Source organism: Agrobacterium sp. FDAARGOS_525 (assembly GCF_003938925.1).
Classification (GTDB): domain Bacteria; phylum Pseudomonadota; class Alphaproteobacteria; order Rhizobiales; family Rhizobiaceae; genus Agrobacterium; species Agrobacterium pusense.
Genome location: NZ_RKIU01000005.1, coordinates 63,227 through 81,650, shown reverse-complemented (window position 1 = coordinate 81,650; position 18,424 = coordinate 63,227). Strand labels below are relative to the sequence as shown.

17 protein-coding genes and 1 pseudogene are annotated in these 18,424 nt (G+C 58.9%); 11 read left to right on the top strand and 7 right to left on the bottom strand.

All coding sequences use genetic code 11. The features are described 5' to 3' along the window. Positions 1-2: 2 nt before the first annotated feature. Positions 3-698, top strand: a complete 696-nt coding sequence (locus EGT36_RS27235; RefSeq protein WP_272273284.1) for a cytochrome c3 family protein — start codon at positions 3-5, stop codon at positions 696-698. Positions 699-918: 220 nt separating this feature from the next. Here EGT36_RS27235 and xth read toward each other — a convergent pair whose 3' ends face one another. Together xth and EGT36_RS27225 are read right to left on the bottom strand one after the other, a co-directional pair. Beyond that, the gene (gene xth / locus EGT36_RS27230) at positions 919-1,695 is read right to left on the bottom strand and encodes an exodeoxyribonuclease III (protein ID WP_125271498.1); all 777 of its coding nucleotides are present in this window, start codon (positions 1,693-1,695) and stop codon (positions 919-921) included. Positions 1,696-1,704: 9 nt separating this feature from the next. Continuing rightward, the gene (locus EGT36_RS27225) at positions 1,705-1,881 is read right to left on the bottom strand and encodes a hypothetical protein (protein WP_125271497.1); all 177 of its coding nucleotides are present in this window, start codon (positions 1,879-1,881) and stop codon (positions 1,705-1,707) included. Positions 1,882-2,081: 200 nt separating this feature from the next. Between EGT36_RS27225 and ku (EGT36_RS27220) the strand changes: the two genes are divergently transcribed. The 6 genes from ku (EGT36_RS27220) (at position 2,082) to EGT36_RS27195 (ending at position 6,133) form a co-directional block, all read left to right on the top strand. Continuing rightward, positions 2,082-2,981: a non-homologous end joining protein Ku gene (gene ku / locus EGT36_RS27220; RefSeq protein ID WP_125271496.1), complete on the top strand. Its 900-nt coding sequence runs from the start codon at positions 2,082-2,084 to the stop codon at positions 2,979-2,981. A gap of 11 nt (positions 2,982-2,992) precedes the next feature. Next, entirely contained in the window at positions 2,993-3,805 is an 813-nt protein-coding gene (gene ku / locus EGT36_RS27215) for a non-homologous end joining protein Ku (protein WP_125271495.1), read from the top strand. Continuing rightward, a complete protein-coding gene (ligD, locus tag EGT36_RS27210) occupies positions 3,802-4,833 on the top strand; it encodes a non-homologous end-joining DNA ligase (protein ID WP_125271494.1) in 1,032 nt (343 codons plus the stop codon). Before ku (EGT36_RS27215) ends, ligD (EGT36_RS27210) begins: the two co-directional genes overlap by 4 nt. A gap of 169 nt (positions 4,834-5,002) precedes the next feature. Beyond that, on the top strand, positions 5,003-5,479 hold the full coding sequence (locus tag EGT36_RS27205; protein ID WP_003585428.1) for an Hsp20 family protein: 477 nt from the start codon (positions 5,003-5,005) through the stop codon (positions 5,477-5,479). Between the two features lie 68 nt (positions 5,480-5,547). Beyond that, positions 5,548-5,847, top strand: coding sequence for a DUF982 domain-containing protein (locus EGT36_RS27200; protein WP_003585429.1), 300 nt, complete (start codon positions 5,548-5,550; stop codon positions 5,845-5,847). A gap of 10 nt (positions 5,848-5,857) precedes the next feature. Then, on the top strand, positions 5,858-6,133 hold the full coding sequence (locus tag EGT36_RS27195; RefSeq protein ID WP_125271493.1) for a hypothetical protein: 276 nt from the start codon (positions 5,858-5,860) through the stop codon (positions 6,131-6,133). A gap of 12 nt (positions 6,134-6,145) precedes the next feature. Here EGT36_RS27195 and ligD (EGT36_RS27190) read toward each other — a convergent pair whose 3' ends face one another. Together ligD (EGT36_RS27190) and EGT36_RS27185 are read right to left on the bottom strand one after the other, a co-directional pair. After that, positions 6,146-8,797 carry a DNA ligase D gene (gene ligD, locus EGT36_RS27190; protein ID WP_125271492.1) on the bottom strand — a complete coding sequence of 884 codons (2,652 nt, stop codon included), beginning with the start codon at positions 8,795-8,797 and terminating at the stop codon, positions 6,146-6,148. Between the two features lie 278 nt (positions 8,798-9,075). Beyond that, entirely contained in the window at positions 9,076-9,312 is a 237-nt protein-coding gene (locus EGT36_RS27185; protein ID WP_003585433.1) for a DUF6894 family protein, read from the bottom strand. Positions 9,313-9,545: 233 nt separating this feature from the next. Between EGT36_RS27185 and EGT36_RS27180 the strand changes: the two genes are divergently transcribed. After that, positions 9,546-9,911 (top strand): response regulator, encoded by a 366-nt coding sequence (locus EGT36_RS27180; protein ID WP_286084354.1) that lies wholly within the window; start codon positions 9,546-9,548, stop codon positions 9,909-9,911. A 702-nt stretch (positions 9,912-10,613) separates the two neighbouring features. On the opposite strand, the gene EGT36_RS27175 is transcribed toward EGT36_RS27180, so the two are convergent. From EGT36_RS27175 to EGT36_RS31190, 3 genes and pseudogenes are all read right to left on the bottom strand, one after another. Beyond that, a complete protein-coding gene (locus EGT36_RS27175; RefSeq protein ID WP_037092998.1) occupies positions 10,614-11,027 on the bottom strand; it encodes a hypothetical protein in 414 nt (137 codons plus the stop codon). Positions 11,028-11,118: 91 nt separating this feature from the next. Continuing rightward, positions 11,119-11,892, bottom strand: a complete 774-nt coding sequence (locus EGT36_RS27170) for an SOS response-associated peptidase family protein (protein WP_125271491.1) — start codon at positions 11,890-11,892, stop codon at positions 11,119-11,121. 59 nt (positions 11,893-11,951) lie between these two features. Beyond that, positions 11,952-12,065, bottom strand: a pseudogene (locus tag EGT36_RS31190) (non-homologous end-joining DNA ligase); the annotation flags it as partial. A 903-nt stretch (positions 12,066-12,968) separates the two neighbouring features. Here EGT36_RS31190 and EGT36_RS27160 point away from each other — a divergent pair. From EGT36_RS27160 to EGT36_RS27150, 3 genes are read left to right on the top strand one after another with little or no spacing between them, the layout of a single operon-like run. Further along, positions 12,969-13,733 carry an ImuA family protein gene (locus tag EGT36_RS27160; RefSeq protein WP_125271490.1) on the top strand — a complete coding sequence of 255 codons (765 nt, stop codon included), beginning with the start codon at positions 12,969-12,971 and terminating at the stop codon, positions 13,731-13,733. Next, entirely contained in the window at positions 13,654-15,165 is a 1,512-nt protein-coding gene (locus tag EGT36_RS27155) for a Y-family DNA polymerase (RefSeq protein WP_172965731.1), read from the top strand. The genes EGT36_RS27160 and EGT36_RS27155 overlap by 80 nt, the downstream gene beginning before the upstream one ends. After that, positions 15,162-18,419, top strand: coding sequence for an error-prone DNA polymerase (locus EGT36_RS27150; protein WP_125271489.1), 3,258 nt, complete (start codon positions 15,162-15,164; stop codon positions 18,417-18,419). The genes EGT36_RS27155 and EGT36_RS27150 overlap by 4 nt, the downstream gene beginning before the upstream one ends. Positions 18,420-18,424 lie beyond the last annotated feature (5 nt).

Here is an 18,424-nt window from a genome sequence, read left to right as displayed (position 1 = left end):
TGATCGCCCGTGTGAAAAAACTTCTCGCCTGGCTCTGGGCGGTTCTGACGACACCGGCCGGCACGCTCAGCCTCGCCTTTCTCACCCTTGGCGGTTTCGTCGGCGGGGTCATGTTCTGGGGCGCCTTCAACACCGCACTCGAAATGACCAACAAGGAAGCCTTCTGCATTTCATGCCACGAGATGAGGGCGAATGTTTATGAGGAACTGACCCGGACGGTGCATTTCTCCAACCGCTCCGGCGTGCGCGCCTCCTGTCCGGATTGCCATGTGCCGCATGAGTGGACGGACAAGATCGCCCGCAAGATGCAGGCCTCGAAGGAGGTCTGGGGCAAGATTTTCGGCACCATCGATACGCGCAAGAAGTTCCTCGACAAGCGGCTGGAGCTTGCCCAGCACGAATGGTCGCGCCTGAAGGCCAATGACAGCCTGGAATGCCGCAACTGCCATTCCTCCGCCGCCATGGACTTTACCAAACAGACACAGCGCGCCGCCGATATTCATTCCAAATATCTGCTGACGGGCAAGGCCACCTGCATCGATTGCCATAAAGGCATCGCTCATGAATTGCCCAATATGGAAGGCATAGACCCCGGCTGGAAAATGCCGCCGGCCCTCGACGGTCACCCAGGACAGACGGCATCTGCGATCGATGATTTGCGACGGGCGATGAGTGATGTGCACCGGAACGTTTTCTAGGAACCCCCCTCGTTCCAAAGACGAGCCTTCGATCGCCGCGGCGTCTGTGCGGGCGTCGAAGCCTATGGGTCCGTTCGGTCCAAAGGCGTCGACATATGCTCGATTATGGACAAAGACCTTTCCAGCCCGTCCGCCTAACAGCGCTCATGCGAAAGCCTCGGTCCGCCCTTCGCCGCCAGCAGGGAGGCGCGCGAAGCATCCTTATCCGCTCTATGGGTCTCTATCGGTCGTCCAGTACAATCCAGGCGGGGGCGTGATCACTGGTGTGCTCCCACGCACGCGCAAACTTGTCGACCCCGCACGCCTGCAATCGTTCCTGCACGGATGGGGTCAGCAGGAAATGATCAATGCGCAGACCCGCATCCCGCGCAAACGCGTTCCGAAAATACTTCCAGAACGTATAGATCCGCTCATCCGGATGCAGCAGTCTAATGGCATCCGTCCAGCCCATTGAAATTAGGTCGGCATAGGCTGCGCGAACCTCCGGCCGAAACAGGGCATCGTCTCGCCAGCGCTCCGGTTTATAGACATCGAGGTCGGTCGGAATGACATTAAAGTCTCCAACAAGGGCGCATGGCACGTCCAGCTCAAGCAGTTGACCTGCGTAGAAATGCAGCCGCTCAAACCAGCGCAGCTTGTAGCCAAATTTCGGCCCGGGTGCCGGGTTGCCGTTGGGCAGGTAAAGACAGCCGATGATCATGCCATCGATGGCAGCCTCGATATACCGGCTATGGCTGTCGTTAAGGTCACCAGGAAGTCCCCGGTTCGTCTCGAAAGGTTCCTGATCCCGGGCAAGGATTGCAACGCCATTCCATGATTTCTGCCCATGCCAGATGGCGCCGTAGCCGGCGCGCTCGATTTGGCGGCGCGGAAACTTTTCGTCCTGCGCTTTCAACTCCTGCAGGCAGACGACATCGGGTTTTGCCTGACCGAGCCAGCGGAGCAGGACTTCGAGCCGGCCGTTAATGCCGTTGACGTTGTACGTGGCGAGCTTCACCGGGGTTCGTCAGTGTCTGCGATCACCCCGGTCACCCTGGCCCGGCTTCGCATCATGCTTCGCATCGTGGCGCGCGTCGGCAGAGAGCGATCGGGAGACGTCAACGCTTTCCTTGAACTTGCCGTCCTTATCGCGGCGCACATAACGCTTGTCGGTTCCGGTATCGATCAGTTCACGCTTGCTCATGATAGGCCTCCTTTTCGCGTTTCGTGACGAGGAAACGTTCGTCGCCGCAAAAAGATGCACAGGAATCAAGCGTCTAGCGCAGACTCGCAACGCCAGTTGTGATCGTGGCCGTAAGTCCTTGAAAAATGATTCGTTTTGACTCGGAACAAATGCATGCTGATTCGCTTGAATCGCATTGGTTGTGGCAGGAGTTTTGCGTCATGGTTGCCCCGCGAGCGAATTGGAAGGGCTTTATCAAATTTGGAGAAGTCGCGTGTCCTGTGGCTCTCTATACTGCGGCATCGTCATCTGAACGGATCGCTTTCAACACCCTCAATCGCCGAACCGGCAACCGGGTGAAACGCGAATTCATCGACAGCGAGACCGGCGATCCGGTGGAACGGGACGCCCAGGTCAAAGGCTATGAGATCGAGAACGGCCAGTATATCGTTCTTGAGCCGGACGAGGTTGCTGCGGCCGTGCCTCACAGCGACAAGACGCTGAAGATCGACGCCTTCATCCCCTGCAGGGAGATCGACAGCGTCTATTTCGACAAGCCGTATTATCTGGCGCCCGACAGGATGGGGACGGACGCTTTCGTTCTTTTGCGCGATGGCATGAAAAGAGCCAAAGTTGCTGCGATCGCCCGCACCGTGCTCTTCCGACGCCTGCGTACGGTGCTGATCAGGCCACACGGGAAGGGCCTGATCGCCACGACGCTCAACTTTGACTATGAAGTCCGATCGTCGGCGGAGGCCTTCGAGCAGTTGCCGGACCTTAAGATCGAAGGCGAGATGCTTGAGCTTGCCGAGCACATTATCGGCACAAAGAAGGGGACCTTCGACGCCAGCACGTTCGACGACCGTTATGAGGCCGCCGTTGCGGAGCTGGTGAAGGCAAAGATCGAGGGCAGGGCCCTGCCGAAGAAGAAGGCCGCAGCGGTCCCCCGGCAAAACGACCTTTTGCAGGCGCTGCGTGAGAGTGCTGGCGTGGGCACCAAATCCAGCCAGAAACGCGCCGCTTCTAACGCCAACAAGAGTGCTGGCCGTCAGAAGGCTTTAAAACCGGGTGCTGCTGCCAAATCAAATGCGGTCTCTTCACAGACGCGCCGCGCCGGCTGACGGAGGAAATCATGGCTGTCCGTCCCTATTGGAAAGGTTATCTGAAACTCTCGCTCGTCACCTGTCCCGTGCAGATGATGCCGGCAACGTCCGAAAGTGAGAAGGTCCGCTTCCACACCCTCAACCGCGATACCGAAAACCGGGTCGTCAGCCACTACGTCGACAGCGTTACCGGAAAAGAGGTGAGGGAGGAGGATGAGGTCAAGGGCTATGAGCGTGGCGAGAACGAATACATCATCCTCGAAGACGAAGAACTGGAAAACGTTGCGCTCGACAGCACAAAGACCATCGACATCTCGACGTTTACCCCCCGCGACAGCATCGAGTGGATATGGCTCGACACGCCCTATTATCTTTCACCCAACGATGCCGTCGGCCAGGAAGCATTCTCGGTCATCAGGGATGCGATGGAAGCGCAGAACATGGTGGGGATTTCACGTCTGGTAATTACCCGCCGCGAGCGCGCCGTCATGCTTGAGCCACGCGGCAAGGGTATCGTTCTGTGGACGCTGCGCTATGGGGATGAAGTCCGTGACGAGGATACTTACTTTGGCGGGATCGAAGAGGATGAAACGGCCGATAGCGAGATGATGCGTCTCGTGCAGCAACTGATCAAAAAGCAAACGCAGCACTGGGACCCGAAGATGGTCATCGATCCCGTTCAGGACCGGTTGCTTGACATCATTGCCGCCAAAAAGAAAGCGCTGAAGAAGTCTGCAAAACCCAGGACATCCACACCGGCGAAGTCTGCACCCAGCAACGTCATCAATATCATGGACGCGCTGAAGAAGTCGGTTGCCGCCGAGAACCGGGCGGGCAAATGAAACGCCCCGCCAAGCCGCTTCTGCAGAATGACAGCCTGACGGCAAAATCGCAGCCGCGCCGCAGGCGCGATCCGGCTCAGCCCAATCTGCCGCTCGACCCGATGCCAGATCGCGTCGAGCCATGTCTGGCGCTCCTGAAGACGGCCCCGCCGTCCGGCTCCGAGTGGGTCTATGAAATGAAGTGGGACGGCTATCGGCTCGCGGTCCATATCGAGCCGAAGGGTGTGCGGATCATTACCCGGGGCGGCCACGACTGGACGCACCGGTTTCCCGCTATCGCCGCAGCGGCCAGGGACCTTGGAATTGCAACAGCCATCCTTGACGGCGAAGCGGTGGTGTTGAACGGCGAGGGTCGCTCCGATTTCGGCGCTCTGCAACGCTCGCTCGGCGGGCGAGGCGGCAAACGGGCGTCGACAGAAGCCGTACTCTTCGCCTTCGACCTTATGTATTTCGATGGTCACGATCTCACTCGTACCGAGCTTTCGGTCCGCCGGCACTTGCTGGGGGACCTGCTGGAAGACGCGACCGGCGCAATCCAGCTGTCCGAAGAAATAGAAGCGGACGGCGCTGAATTATTGGCGAGCGCGTGCTCCCTCGGCATGGAAGGCATCATCGCAAAACATCGTGACAGCCCTTATCGCTCGGGCCGGACCGGAGACTGGCTGAAGATCAAGTGTGTTCAAAGCGAGAGCTTCATGATTGTCGGCTACGAGCAGTCGGCGGTGGCGCGCGGCGGGATTGGCAGTTTGCTGCTGGCGGCGAGACGTGGCCATGACTGGGTCTATGTTGGCGCCGTTGGAACCGGGTTCAAGGAGAAAGATGCGGCGTATCTGAAGAAGACCCTGGATAGGCTGAAGACGAAGACACCGGTCGTTCCGCTCAAGGGCAGGAATTACGTCTTCGCGCAGCCGACGCTCATCGCCGAAATCGAGTTCCGTGGCTGGACCGACGATGGCAACCTGCGTCATGCCTCCTATAAAGGACTGCGCGAGGTACAGGACAATGCCGCGGTCCATGAACTCGACTGAGTTGGTCTTGGCCGGCGCCAGGACGTCAATTTTTTCTGACGGCACCCTTGAAACGTAAATTTCCGAAAACCAAATCGATTGCCGCCAGCTGCTGAGACAGGGCTGGACTTGCTGGAAGCGCCGCGTTTCGGCGCTTCTGTACCCATGTTGCTTCAAGGAGGATATGGCTATGGCAACATCTTATGACTACGCACCCTTGTTCCGCTCGACCGTCGGCTTCGACCGGATCTTCAATCTTCTTGAAAATGCCCAGCGCGCCCGCTCGATCAGCGACTGGCCGCCCTATGACATCGTCAAGACCGGCGATGACAGCTACCGGATTTCGGTCGCGGTCGCAGGGTTTGCCGAGGACGAGCTAGACATCACCTTTCAATCCAACCTTCTCACCGTTACCGGCAAGAAGCAGGACGCTTCCGCCGATGAATACCTTCATCGCGGTATAGCCGGACGGCCCTTCGAACACCGTTTCGAACTTGCCGACCATGTCAGGGTGAATGGCGCCGATCTCCGCAACGGTCTTCTGTCGATCAATCTCGTTCGTGAGATTCCTGAGGCCTTGAAACCGCGCAAGATCGATATCCAGACCAGCCCGGCCCTTCAGCATAAGGTTGCCCCGGCGCAGATCGAAGCGCAAAAGGCGGCCTGATCGATTTATAAAAAACGGGCGCCGTTGCAGCGGCGCCCGTCAACATCGGGGGTAGGAAGGAGATCGCGATGAAACCCGATATGTTCAAAGAGCCCGTAACCATCCTTATCGGCCTTGGATTTCCGACCGAGGTTCGCAGCGTCATCGACGCTTACCGGCATCTCGCCGAATGGCCTGCATCGATGCGCGATACGGCGCATTCAATGGCGCTGAAGGCCTGCAGCGCGGCATTGCGCGGTGAGATCGAAGCGGACACCGCCCGGGGTCTGTTTGCAGCCTTTGCCGCCAAACACGATCTGCTGGCCCCGGACGTTGATGTCATCTCCGCGTCCCGTCACTCGCACGACAAGGATCCGCACGTTCGCTGAGGAAGCCGACATGCATGAGAATCCGCAGCTTGCCGCGAGCGATATCGCCCTGATGGGCACGACAATCCTGCTCAGGGGTATGGAAATTGCGCGGCCGATCGATGTGGTGGACGCAACCACGCTCAAGGTCGACGAAAAACGGACCATATTGGCCGCCTGGGCTTCGGACCTCTACCCGATCGACTCAAGGCCGGCATACCGCCATATGCCTGGAACGCCGGAGCCTGTCTCAATCGATGAGGTTCAGGCTGCGCTGAGCGACCTTGACCGGCGCTATGGGTCTTGATCCAGGCCGCTCTCAGGCGGCCTGTTTCATCGACTTCGTCAGCCGCTTGATGGCCTGCTCCAGCGAACGCTGCCCGTCGCAGTAATCCTCCCAGGCGGTTGTCTTCGACAAAAGCGCCGGTACGGTGCGAATGGTGAAGCGTTTCGGATCCAGATCCGCTTTTACCTGCTTCCAGGTCAGTGGCATCGATACTGGTGCGCCTGGCCGGGCGCGCGGTGACAGCGGCGCAACAGCAGTCGCCATTCGGTCATTGCGCAGGTAGTCGAGGAAGATCCGGCCGTTGCGCTGGTTCTTCGCCATCTTGATCAGGTAAAGGTCAGGGTTGTCACGTGCCATCTGCAGGCAGACATCGTGTGCGAAGCCTTTCGCCTCCGGCCAGCTCAGCTTCTTTCCCTTCAGTACCGCAAGTGGGGTGACGACGTGAAGGCCCTTGCCGCCGGTGGTCTTGCAGAAGCTGACGAGGCCAAGTTCCTCCAGCCGGTCGCGCATTTCCCGCGCGGCTTCGACCACGGTGGAGAAGGGTACGTCCGGACCCGGATCAAGGTCGAAGATAAGACGACCGGGCACCTCCGGTTCGTTGGGCTCGCAATTCCAGGGATGCAGTTCGACGCCGCCGATCTGGGCGATGGCGGCAAGGCCCTCAACGCGATCAATCTGCAGATAGGGTTTCTTGTCGCCGAACACCTTGACCAACTCGAGCAGGTTCGACGTTCCCGGCATCGCGTGTCTCTGGAAGAACTGCTCTCCACCGATGCCGTCAGGCGTCCGGATTATAGAGCATGGCCGTCCCTTAATATGGTCGATCAGCCATGGACCAACGGCCTCATGATAGTGCGCGAGATCCTCCTTGGTGACCGGCTCACCGTCATTTGCATCGGGCCAGAGCGGCTTGTCAGGGCTGGAGATCATCACGCCCATAACTTCTGCCTTGGTGTTCTTGCCGCATGCCGGTCGCGACGGCTTTGTCGCGGCCGGCGTCGGAGTATCGGTCTTTCCCGGCGATGCCGGCGTTTCGGCCTCGACCTCCTTCGCCGGCTTGTCTTCGCGCAAACCCTTGAAGGCTGCCTGACGGACCAGTCCGTCCGCAGTCCAGCCGGCGAACTGGATCTCGGCCACCAGTTCGGGCTTGACCCAGACGATGTTGGGTTCCTTTTTCGGAGCGCCTATTCCGGTAAAAGACGATTTTGAGGTTTCCAGTTCCCGGAGCTTCGGCAGGATTGCATCCACCGTTTTGGCACCATAGCCGGTCCCGACCCGCCCGACATAGACGAAGTGATCGTCCCTGAAGACGCCGACAAGAAGTGAACGAAACTTGCCGTTGGTCTTGGCGTAGGCGCCAATGACAACCTCATGTCCGGCGCGGCATTTGGATTTCGCCCATGTGTCGGTACGCCCCGACTGGTAGGAGGCATCCGCCTGCTTCGAGACAATGCCCTCCAGCGAGAGCTTGCAGGCCGATTTCAATACTGCATCGCCGCCGGTCTCAAAGTGTTCGACGAACCGCAGGCGCGGATCTTCTCCCGACTCGCTCAGAAGCGCTTCGAGCCTTTTCTTGCGTTCCGTAAGCGGCAGTTGCCTTAGATCCTCACTCCCCTCGCACAGCAGGTCAAAAGCAAAATAGACGAGCGCATCCGTTTTACCTTCTGACAGCGCCGCCTGAAGTGCGGCGAAGTCCGGGGCACCGTTTTCATCGAGCGCACAGATCTCACCGTCGATGATGGCATCAGGCAAGCTTGCGGCCGATGTCGCAATCGCCGGATACTTGGCCGTCCAGTCCAGCCCCTTGCGCGTCTTCAGCGTGACTTCGCCGTTTTCAATGCGCGCCTGAATACGGTATCCGTCGAACTTGATCTCGTGGATCCAGCCATCGGCCGAGGGTGGGCGCTCGAGCGTTTCGCAAAGCTGCGGAGGTATGAAGTCGGGCATCGCGGACTTCGCTGCTTTCCGCGCTGCCGGGCGCCTTTTCTTCGTATCCGCCGCACGTTTGTCTGCCGCCAGTCCATGATTGCTGTCCCAGACGGCGTCGGCCTGCACATCGCCGCTCTGCACCATGAACGGTTTTGGTTTCTTTCCTTTACCGGCGGCGATGGCGGCCATGGTTCTGTCCGAGGCAACCGACGTGTTGTTTTCGTCAAGGATGGCGGCGCCGTTTTCTTCGACCGAGAAGTCGTCGCGATGCTTGATCAGCAGCCAGTTCGTCCGCTTGCCACCCTCACGGTCGTTGCGCATCCGCACCAGCACGAAACTGCCATGCAGCCGCTCTCCTTCAAGGGTAAACTTGAAGTCGCCCTTGGCGAGAGCCTGCTCGGGCGTCCTGTTGCCTTCCGGCTCCCAGTAGCCGCGATCCCAGAGCATGACCGTGCCGCCGCCATACTGGCCTTTGGGAATCGTGCCTTCGAAGTCACCATAGTCCAGCGGGTGGTCTTCCACCTCCACAGCCAGGCGCTTGTCTTGGGGATCGAGAGACGGTCCCTTGGTCACAGCCCAGGACTTGAAGACGCCGTCGAGTTCGAGGCGCAGGTCATAATGGAGCCGCGTGGCGTCATGTTTCTGGATGACAAAGCGCCTGCGGTTTGAAGCTTTCAGCTTCGTTTTTCCGCTTGGCTCCTGCGTCTTCTGAAAATCGCGTTTCTGCCTGTAGGTCGAAAGCTTGTCGTTGGCCATGGGTATCCCCGGTAAAATCCACCTCCCGCTTCGAAGGAATACGGGATGAGGCACGGGCCGGACAGGTGGACGCGCAATCGTCTTTTCGTTGTGCGGGATGAGAAACGGGTTCGCATTCATCACCCTGTTGCGTCCGGTGCACACAGCCCGCGAACTCAACGGTGAAAAGGCAACGGTTATGGTTTGGTTCCATACAGGGGCCACCAAGGCGGGATGGCAGTGCAAACGGACGACCAGGCCGAGGTGAGTGTTGTCTCGTTATCGCCAGGCAGAAAGGTTCATTCAAACCGGACGACAGATTTCAGGGGGATTTTTGCGACGAGCACACCGTCGCCTCTGACAACCTCGAACTCTGCACCGTCCACGATCTCGTCCTTGAGAATTTTTTCCGCCAGCATTTCTCTTGCAGCCTGTGCGGCCTCGATATACGCGCGCTCGTCGTTTGCCAGCATGGTTCCCTCAGTGTCTTCGGAGAGGCCGTCAGCGTCCCGAACATGGAAGTAATACCGCTGCATGTCTTAGCTACCTGTTTTGTCTCGTAGATTTTTCAACCGCCTTCAAAGAACATGGTTCCATCGGACCCTCTGAAAAGGTATCGTCTCAGCGGGAACCCTCATCGCTATGCGCGGTTTGGCATGAATGCCATGACAGCAGTCGCGAATTGCCAAGCTGCAAGCCATGGATAACACGAGAATCGACCGCGTCTTCCGCTCGCAGGTGGTTCATCGCGCAAACAGAGGATATCTCTATGTTGCGAGCGTTTCGTGGGAAAAAGCTGATCATCGTAGAGCAACGCCTTATGCTGACATTTGCGTGCCGTCAGCGGCTGCAGGCAGCAGGGGCCACCGTCCTGGGATCGGTTCGATTGACACGATGCCTGCTCGATGCGTTACTGGAGTGGGATGTGGACGCCGCAATCGTCGACGTGGAGATCGACGACCGGACGTTACTGAATGTTTCGATTGCACTGGAGAACGCCAATGTGCCGTTCGTTTTCGCGAACCGGGCCAAATCGAACGACCGCGGTTACTCTGTGAGTGGCGATAGCGCGGAGCTTCGGGAAATTGCCGACGCGCTTTTCGGTCCACCCGGAACGTCGACCACTCTTCACTGACCGTCGCTCGACAGTTGGTCGTTCCCGGAACGACGCTCAACGCTTGGGCGAGGACGAGCACTGAATTCCTGTAAAGCGACGCCTCGCAAAGTCGCGAGAAGCTCTACATCGATCCTGGAGTCGTGATCGGCCGCTGGAAAATCCCGGATGATCTCGCCAATGGTTTTTTCAACAAGCCGGCTCTGCACTCGCTCCTCAGCGGTAAACCGCGCGGCCCAGCGGAAAAGGAGGCGTCGAAGCGGACAGTCGGGGAAATTTGATGGTTTGGGCACGCAGCCGTCCTCCATACGATATAGGCGGGAGCACGTAGTAACCCTCAGGTGCCACCGCCTATGAATTCGGTTGGTGGCAATGAAAAAAGTCTAACACCTCTCGTGGAGGAGTCGAGCGATTAGATTTCAAGGGTAGAGAGTTGTAGCCCGGCAGCAGGCTATCGGAGCCGGTCTGAATGGTTTTGAGGGCATAATTTGCGTGCGATGTGAGCAAAAAGAAACCCTCCAGAGCGGAGGGTTCCAAGCTGTGCAACCGTGACAGGCTGCAAGAGCAGTGGACGGGGGAAGACCATCCGCCTGCCTTACCGTCGCTACGATGAGCTGTTCCGAAAATTCGATCGTCAATTGAGGTTATTGCGGCGCTTGCAGTCGGCATGCGTGCACCACTGGTTTTCATAAATGCCTTCGCCGGCCTTACTGCTTCCAACGCTCACTGAGGTGCGCCTCCGATTATATCGACTGGTCCTCTCGATGTTTCCATCAGCGGCCAGCGGACCTTCCTCTTCCATTCGGTCAAGGCATCGGCGGGTGAGGTGCAGAACACCCACTCAATGAAAGCATCGGATATGTTGGGATGGTCATAGAGGAGGGCGGCGATGCCTTTCCGCTCGCTGAACAATATCTCGATCTTCGCTCCCGTCGGAATGTCGTCATCATCAGCCCAGAGTTCCATGGCAACATATCCGGAATAGGCAGTCAGGTCGGATTCCCGATCGACTTCGGCGACCAGCCGCTGGTCGAGATTATCGTGAATGGATTGCCGCATGCCGAAGAATTGACCATCCTCCAGAAATCTCTTTGGATAGACACCATGATTCTCGAGAATGTAAGGGTGGATATGCATCTTCCTTCTCCTCTCTCCGAACAGTTCAGCGGGTTTAGTCTCCTCATCGATAGGGCCGTAGCCCAGGCAGTGATCAGGTAATGGCCGCCGCTTATAAAAGGCGTCCTTGCTCCGCCGGTTCTCCACTTTGCGAAACGATCGTTGATCCGTACGGTTCGCGTGATGAAATGATCAGCGCGTCGTTCGGTAGCGGGCGGGCGAGCTCCTTTGCCTCATTCCACGGGCCCCGCATCCAGACTTCGGTTTCTTCCTTCGTCAGCAGCAGGACCGGCATGGCCTTCTCGTGAATCGGCTTCACGAGGTCATTCGGATCGGTCGTCAGGAAACCGTATAGGTCGTCGGTTGTGAGCCCGTCCCTGACTTTGCGGACGCTCTTCCATTGCGGCACGTGGATGCCCGCAAAGAACATCAGCGATTTCGCATTATCGCGGGCAAACCAGGCATTGGGCACATTGCCGCCTTCCTGTTTGCTCATCGGATCCGGTTCGGCAAAGCTTGTGACCGGGACAAGACACCTGTGCTCGACGCCGAACCATCGCGTCCAGTGAGGCAGGTTGAGCTTGCGGACATTCGTCACGCCACGGTCCGGTTCCATGCGGATGAGCTCATCCATATCGATGGTCTGACCTTTGGACTTCAGTTTATCCGCTCTCGCCTCCGCAGCCTTCTTCTGCACGAAGATCGGTGAGGGCAGGCCCCATCGTGCATGAACCAACTGCTTCTTGCCGTCCGCCGTGTTTCGAACGATCGGCCCCATCTGGTCGGGGTTCATCTGATAGGCCGGCATGAGGTTGATCAGGCTTTCGGCGTCCTGGGCCCACTTTGAGACCCAGTCCCTGTCTTCCATCCGATAAAGGTTGCACATGGCAGCAATTCCTCCGTTGCGACCGAATGCAGTTTGTCCGTTGACTTCCGCCTGCGTATCTAGTCGAGCTTGTAAACGTCGGCATTGTCCTGCCGTTCCCGCAGGCCCTTGCAGGAAGCATGGCGGAGTTTATCGTCGCCCGTCCATGCCCTAAACTTGATCTCGGCGATCAGGCACACGCCTATCCTCTGGTCTCCATCGGCCGCGGATGCGATTGCCCGCTGGGCTAGCGCCGTGGAGGAACGCTGCATGTCAAGGCGCAGGCGCTATTCCGCGGCCCGTTTAGGTCGCTTGATGCCACCGCATTAGCCGGTCAGTCCCGACATTCTCAACAGAGCTATTCCGATTGCAGCGGAGATCACGGTCAGTGATATACATGCAAACAACCGGTAAACTCTCTCCTTTGACGTCAAGAGGAGATAGACCGAAGCGATTCCCAGAAAGCAAATCATCGCCAGGGCGCCATAAGCTCGATACTCGCCCGAATAAAGCCACGTCCCCAAAGCCACAAAACCACAAATAACAAAAACAAGTTCGAGCTTTTGCAACGCAGCACCCCAAGAAGATTTGAGCGGGATTTTAGGGAATTGATCTCACAGGTCAACTTTGCCATCGCCCTGCATGCGGCGGGGCTTAATGCATCCGCCTAGACGTCCGATGTTCATATGGCCTCAAGTCTAAAAGCTCCCGTATCGGTCGCACGCCATTGATGCAATCAACCGCAGCGACGCGGCACTAAATAGAGCTGGGCTTCGGTATTACGATCGAGCGGCTTTGTCTCGATGGCTTCGTCATCCCAAGAGTTCAGCACGAAAAACCTTAAGAGGATTGTGACGCCGCTCATCTATCCCCGCTATCACGATCTGGAGCCCGACAAGAGCGGAGTGCGGTAAAAATTCTTGTTATCCCTACAGCCTTGAATCTTTTTTGAATCTTCGGTTTTGCTAATGTTGTGATAATATTGCTCAACCCAGCGGCGCTTGACTCTCGTGCGCAACAAGAACAAACAATGAACAAATAGCCTGTACGACATGATGTCGATCCTTTGAACACGACCTTGAAGGGAGCCGTGAACGATGACCGCTGCGCGCCCCAAGGGGGTGTCTGATGTGATCTGTGATTTGCGTGGCCGCATCGCCTCGATGGAGGGCGCAGCTGCGAAGCGGGCCGGAACGCTCGCTTTCGGTGTCCCCGAGATCGATGCGTCCTTGCCTGGCGGCGGGCTTGCCTATGGAGCCCTGCATGAGTTTGCGGGCGGAGGATCCGGTACAGTCGATGGTGCAGCCGCCGCGCTTTTTGTCGCCGGCATTGCCGCCCGGACTAAAGGCCCCGTCATCTGGTGTCTGACGAGACCGGATTTGTTCTTTCCGGCGCTTGCCCAGGTCGGTCTCCATCCCGACCGCGTCATCTTCGTCGAGTCCGACAGGGAAGAGGATGTGCTGGCCAATATGGAGGAGGGGCTGTCGTTTGGCGGTCTCGGGGCGGTCGTCGGCGAACTTGTCCGCCTGCCGATGGTGAGTTCCCGCCGATTGCAGCTGGCCGCCGAGCGAACCGGGACTATGGCGCTCGGCGTTCGGCGATGGCGGCGGCAGACGGAGGCGAATGATTTTGGCCAGCCAACGGCGTCAACGACGAGATGGCGGGTCAGCGTCATGCCGTCCGAGGCACTGCCGGTCCCGGGGGTGGGCAGGCCTCAGTGGTTTCTGGAATTGATGCGCGTGAAAGCGGGTGAGTGTGCTGAGTTTCTCGTGAGAGCGTGTGATGACAAGGGTCGTATCCATTTATCTTCCGGATCTGCCGACGGATCGAATACGGCGCGCAGATCCCTCCATTCCGCCTGAACAGCCAATCGCCGTGATTGCAAGAAGCGGTTCGAAGCGATGGGTTTCGGCTGCCGACCCGGCTGCCAGAGCGGCAGGCGTACATGCCGGCATGCCGGCGGCAAAGGCGCAGTCGCTGTTTCGCGGCCTGATGATGGTCGATGCAGATCCCGGAGCCGATCGCGTGGCACTCGAACGCATCACGCTCTGGGCGCTGACGATCTATTCGCCAATCGTTGCCGTCGACGGGATCGATGGCATTGTCATGGATACCGAAGGTGCCGACCACCTGCAGGGCGGCGAGCTGCCGATGGTGACGAAGATCGCCAACCAGTTTCTGGCCAGGAAGCTGACAGCCCGTGTGGCGGTCGCCAACAGCTGGGGTGCAGCCCATGCCTGTGCCCGCGCCATCAATCGCGAAACGATCGTGGTTAAGCCGGGTGAGACAGTTCGGGCGGTCGAAAAGCTGCCGATATCGCTCCTGCGCCTGCCGTCCCAGATTGTCAGCGATCTGCGCATCCTTGGTTTCCAGACCATTGGCGAGCTTGCCAACACGCCACGTGCGCCACTGACGTTGCGCTTTGGACCGGAGGTTGGCCGCCGTCTTGACCAGATGCTCTGTCGTCTCGCCGAGCCTATCGAGCCGATCCGTACGCCTGAGTTGGTTGAAGTCTCGAAAGCCTTCGCTGAACCGATTGGCGCTGCCGAAACGATTAACAAATATGTCGGCCGCCTCGTCGTCCAGCTGGTCGATGAGCTTGAGAAGCGCGGCCTTGGGGTGCGCCGTGCCGACCTGATCGTCGAAAAGGTCGACGGTACCAGGCAGGCCATTCGCGCAGGCACCGCCAAGCCTGCCCGCGATATCGCCTGGCTGACGAAACTGTTTCGGGACCGGACCGAAAAGATCGAGCCGGGTTTCGGGATCGAGAAGCTCACCCTTGTCGCCGTCATGGTGGAGCCATTGGAAGAGGCGCAGAAAGCCTCTGCTCTGATCGAGGATGACATCACCGATGTGACGCCGTTGATCGATATCTATGGAAATCGGGGCCAGCGGGTCTACCGCGTCGCACCGGTCGCCTCCGATGTGCCGGAGCGCTCTGTCCATCGGATCAGCCCTGTCGCTGAACCGATCGCCGTTGCCTGGGTGAGCCATTGGCGCCGGCCGGTCCGGCTTTTACCACGCCCCGAACTGATCGAGGCAATCGCGCTGATGCCTGACCGGCCGCCGGTCTCCATCGTCTGGCGCGGTAAGCGCCATAAGGTCAAACGCGCCGATGGCCCGGAACGCATTTTTGGAGAATGGTGGCAGCGTGACGCCGAAATGGAGGCGGTACGCGACTACTTTGTCATCGAGGACGAGGCAGGCGAACGCCTGTGGGTATTCCGCTCCGGCGACGGGGTCGATCCCGAAACCGGCTCCCATCGCTGGTTCTGCCACGGGATCTTCGCATGAGCTACGCCGAGCTTCAGGTCACGACCCACTTTTCCTTTCTGCGCGGCGCCTCGTCTGCGCAGGAATTGTTTGAAACCGCCAAAATCTTGGGGATCGAGGCACTCGGCGTCGTCGATCGGAATTCTCTGGCAGGCATCGTCCGAGCACTTGAAGCATCGCGTGCAACGGGTGTGCGTCTTGTCGTCGGCTGTCGCCTCGATCTCGCCGACGGCATGTCTGTGCTGGTCTATCCGATGGACCGTTCCGCCTATTCGCGCCTCACGCGGTTGATCACGCTGGGCAAATCGCGTGGCGGCAAGAACAACTGCATCCTGCATTGGGACGATATCGCCGCTTACTCCGAGGGCATGATCGGCATTCTGGTGCCGGATCTGCCGGATGCCACCTGCGTCTCGCAGCTCCGAAAAATGGCTGAGCTGTTTGGTGATCGCGCTTACGTCTCTCTCTGTCTGCGTCGGCGACCGAACGACCAGTTGCGGCTGCATGAGATTTCCAACATGGCGGCGCGGTCCAGGGTCAGAACTGTCGTCACCAATGACGTGCTGTTTCATGAGTCGGGCCGGCGGCAATTGCAGGACATCGTCACCTGCATCAGGCACAACACCACGATCGACGATGTCGGTTTCGAGCGCGAACGCCACGCCGACCGCTACCTCAAGCCACCGGAGGAAATGGCACGCCTGTTTCCGCGCTACGCGCAGGCACTCGCGCGAACCCTTGAAATCGTGCGTCGCTGCAAATTCTCGCTCGAGGAACTCACCTACCAATACCCGGAGGAAGCCATCGTACCGGGCAAGGATGCCCAGGCCTCGCTGGAGCATTATGTCTGGGAATGTGCGCCCGATCGTTATCCGGAAGGCCTGCCACCGGATGTTTTAAAGACCGTTCGCCACGAGCTCGATCTCATCCGCACCATGAAATACGCGCCTTACTTCCTGACCGTGTTTTCGATCGTGCGCTTTGCCAGAAGCCAGGGCATTCTCTGTCAGGGCAGGGGGTCCGCCGCCAACAGCGCCGTCTGCTATATTCTCGGCATCACCTCGATCGATCCCTCCACCAATGACCTCCTCTTCGAACGCTTTGTCAGCCAGGAACGCGACGAGCCGCCGGATATCGATGTCGACTTCGAGCACGAACGGCGCGAGGAGGTCATCCAGTGGATCTACAAGACCTATACCAAGGACAAGGCGGCACTCTGCGCCACCGTCACCCGATACCGGGCCAAGGGCGCAATCCGCGATGTCGGCAAGGCGCTCGGCCTGCCGGAGGATGTCATCAAGGCGCTATCGTCAGGCATGTGGTCCTGGTCGGAAGAAGTACCCGACAGAAACATCAGGGAGCTCAATCTCAACCCGGACGACCGGCGCTTAGCGCTGACCCTGAAACTCGCGCAGCAGCTGATGGGCGCGCCGCGTCATCTCGGCCAGCATCCCGGCGGCTTTGTCCTCACCCATGACCGGCTGGACGATCTCGTGCCGATCGAACCGGCGACGATGAAAGACCGGCAGATTATCGAATGGGACAAGGATGACGTTGAGGCATTGAAGTTCATGAAGGTGGATGTCTTGGCGCTCGGGATGCTCACATGTATGGCCAAGGCTTTTGATCTCATCCGCGAGCACAAAGGGCAGGATCTTGATCTCTCGAAAATCGAGCAGGAAGATGCCGCCACCTATGCGATGATCCGCAAGGCCGATACGCTCGGCACGTTCCAGATCGAAAGCCGCGCGCAGATGGCGATGCTGCCGCGGTTAAAGCCGCGCACCTTCTACGATCTGGTCGTGCAGGTGGCGATCGTCCGGCCCGGTCCCATCCAAGGCGATATGGTGCATCCCTATCTCCGTCGTCGCGAAGGCAAGGAGCCTGTCGAATATCCCACACCAGAGCTTGAAGCAGTCCTCGGCAAGACGCTCGGCGTGCCGCTGTTTCAGGAAAGTGCCATGCGGGTCGCCATGGTCTGTGCCGGTTTCACCGGCGGCGAGGCTGATCAGCTGCGCAAATCCATGGCCACGTTCAAATTTACGGGCGGTGTCTCTCGCTTTAAAGACAAGCTCGTCTCCGGCATGGTGAAGAATGGCTATTCACCGGAATTCGCCGAAAAGACCTTCTCGCAGCTTGAAGGTTTTGGCTCCTACGGCTTTCCGGAAAGCCACGCAGCCTCCTTTGCGCTGATTGCTTATGCCTCGAACTACATCAAGTGCCATTTTCCAGACGTGTTTTGCGCCGCACTGCTCAACAGTCAGCCAATGGGCTTCTATGCGCCCGCCCAGATCGTCGGGGATGCGATCAAGCATGGCGTTGAGGTGCGGCCGGTCTGCGTCAATCACTCTCGATGGGACTGTACGCTCGAAAGGATCGGCAACACCGGTCGGCATGCTGTCCGGCTGGGGTTCCGGCAGGTGAAGGGGCTCGCGGTCGCGGAGGCGGCGCGGATCGTGGCGGCGCGCATGAACAACCGGTTCGCCTCAGTCGATGACATGTGGCGCCGGTCCAGCGTGCCGACCGAAGCACTTGTTCAACTCGCGGAGGCCGACGCCTTTCTGCCATCGCTGAAACTCGAACGACGCGATGCGCTTTGGGCGATCAAGGCGCTGCGCGACGAGCCCTTACCGTTGTTTGCAGCCGCAGCCGAACGCGAGGCGACGGCGATTGCCGAGCAGCAGGAGCCAGAGGTTGCGCTCCGGCAGATGACCGATGGCCACAACGTCATCGAGGACTACAGCCACATCGGGCTGACTTTGCGCCAGCATCCGGTCGCTTTCCTGCGCAAGGATCTGTTGGAACGCAACATCATCACCTGTGCCGAGGCGATGAATGCACGGGATGAGCGATGGGTTTACACGGCGGGACTTGTGCTCGTGCGGCAAAAGCCGGGATCGGCTAAGGGTGTGATGTTCATCACCATCGAGGACGAGACGGGACCGGCCAACGTCGTTGTGTGGCCGTCGCTATTCGAGAAGCGTCGGCGTATCGTACTGGGATCCTCAATGATGGCGATCAATGGCCGAATCCAGCGAGAAGGGGAGGTGGTCCATCTCGTCGCCCAGCAACTCTTCGATCTCTCAGCCGATCTGGTTGGCCTTGCCGATCGGGATACGGAGTTCAGGCTGCCGGCTGGTCGCGGCGATGAATTTGCCCATGGCGGCGGCGGGCCGGATTCACGCGACAGGCCGAAGCCGGTCGTCCCGCGGGACATGTTCACGCCCGATCTTCATATCGATACACTGAAGGTGAAGAGCCGGAATTTTCATTAAGCGAT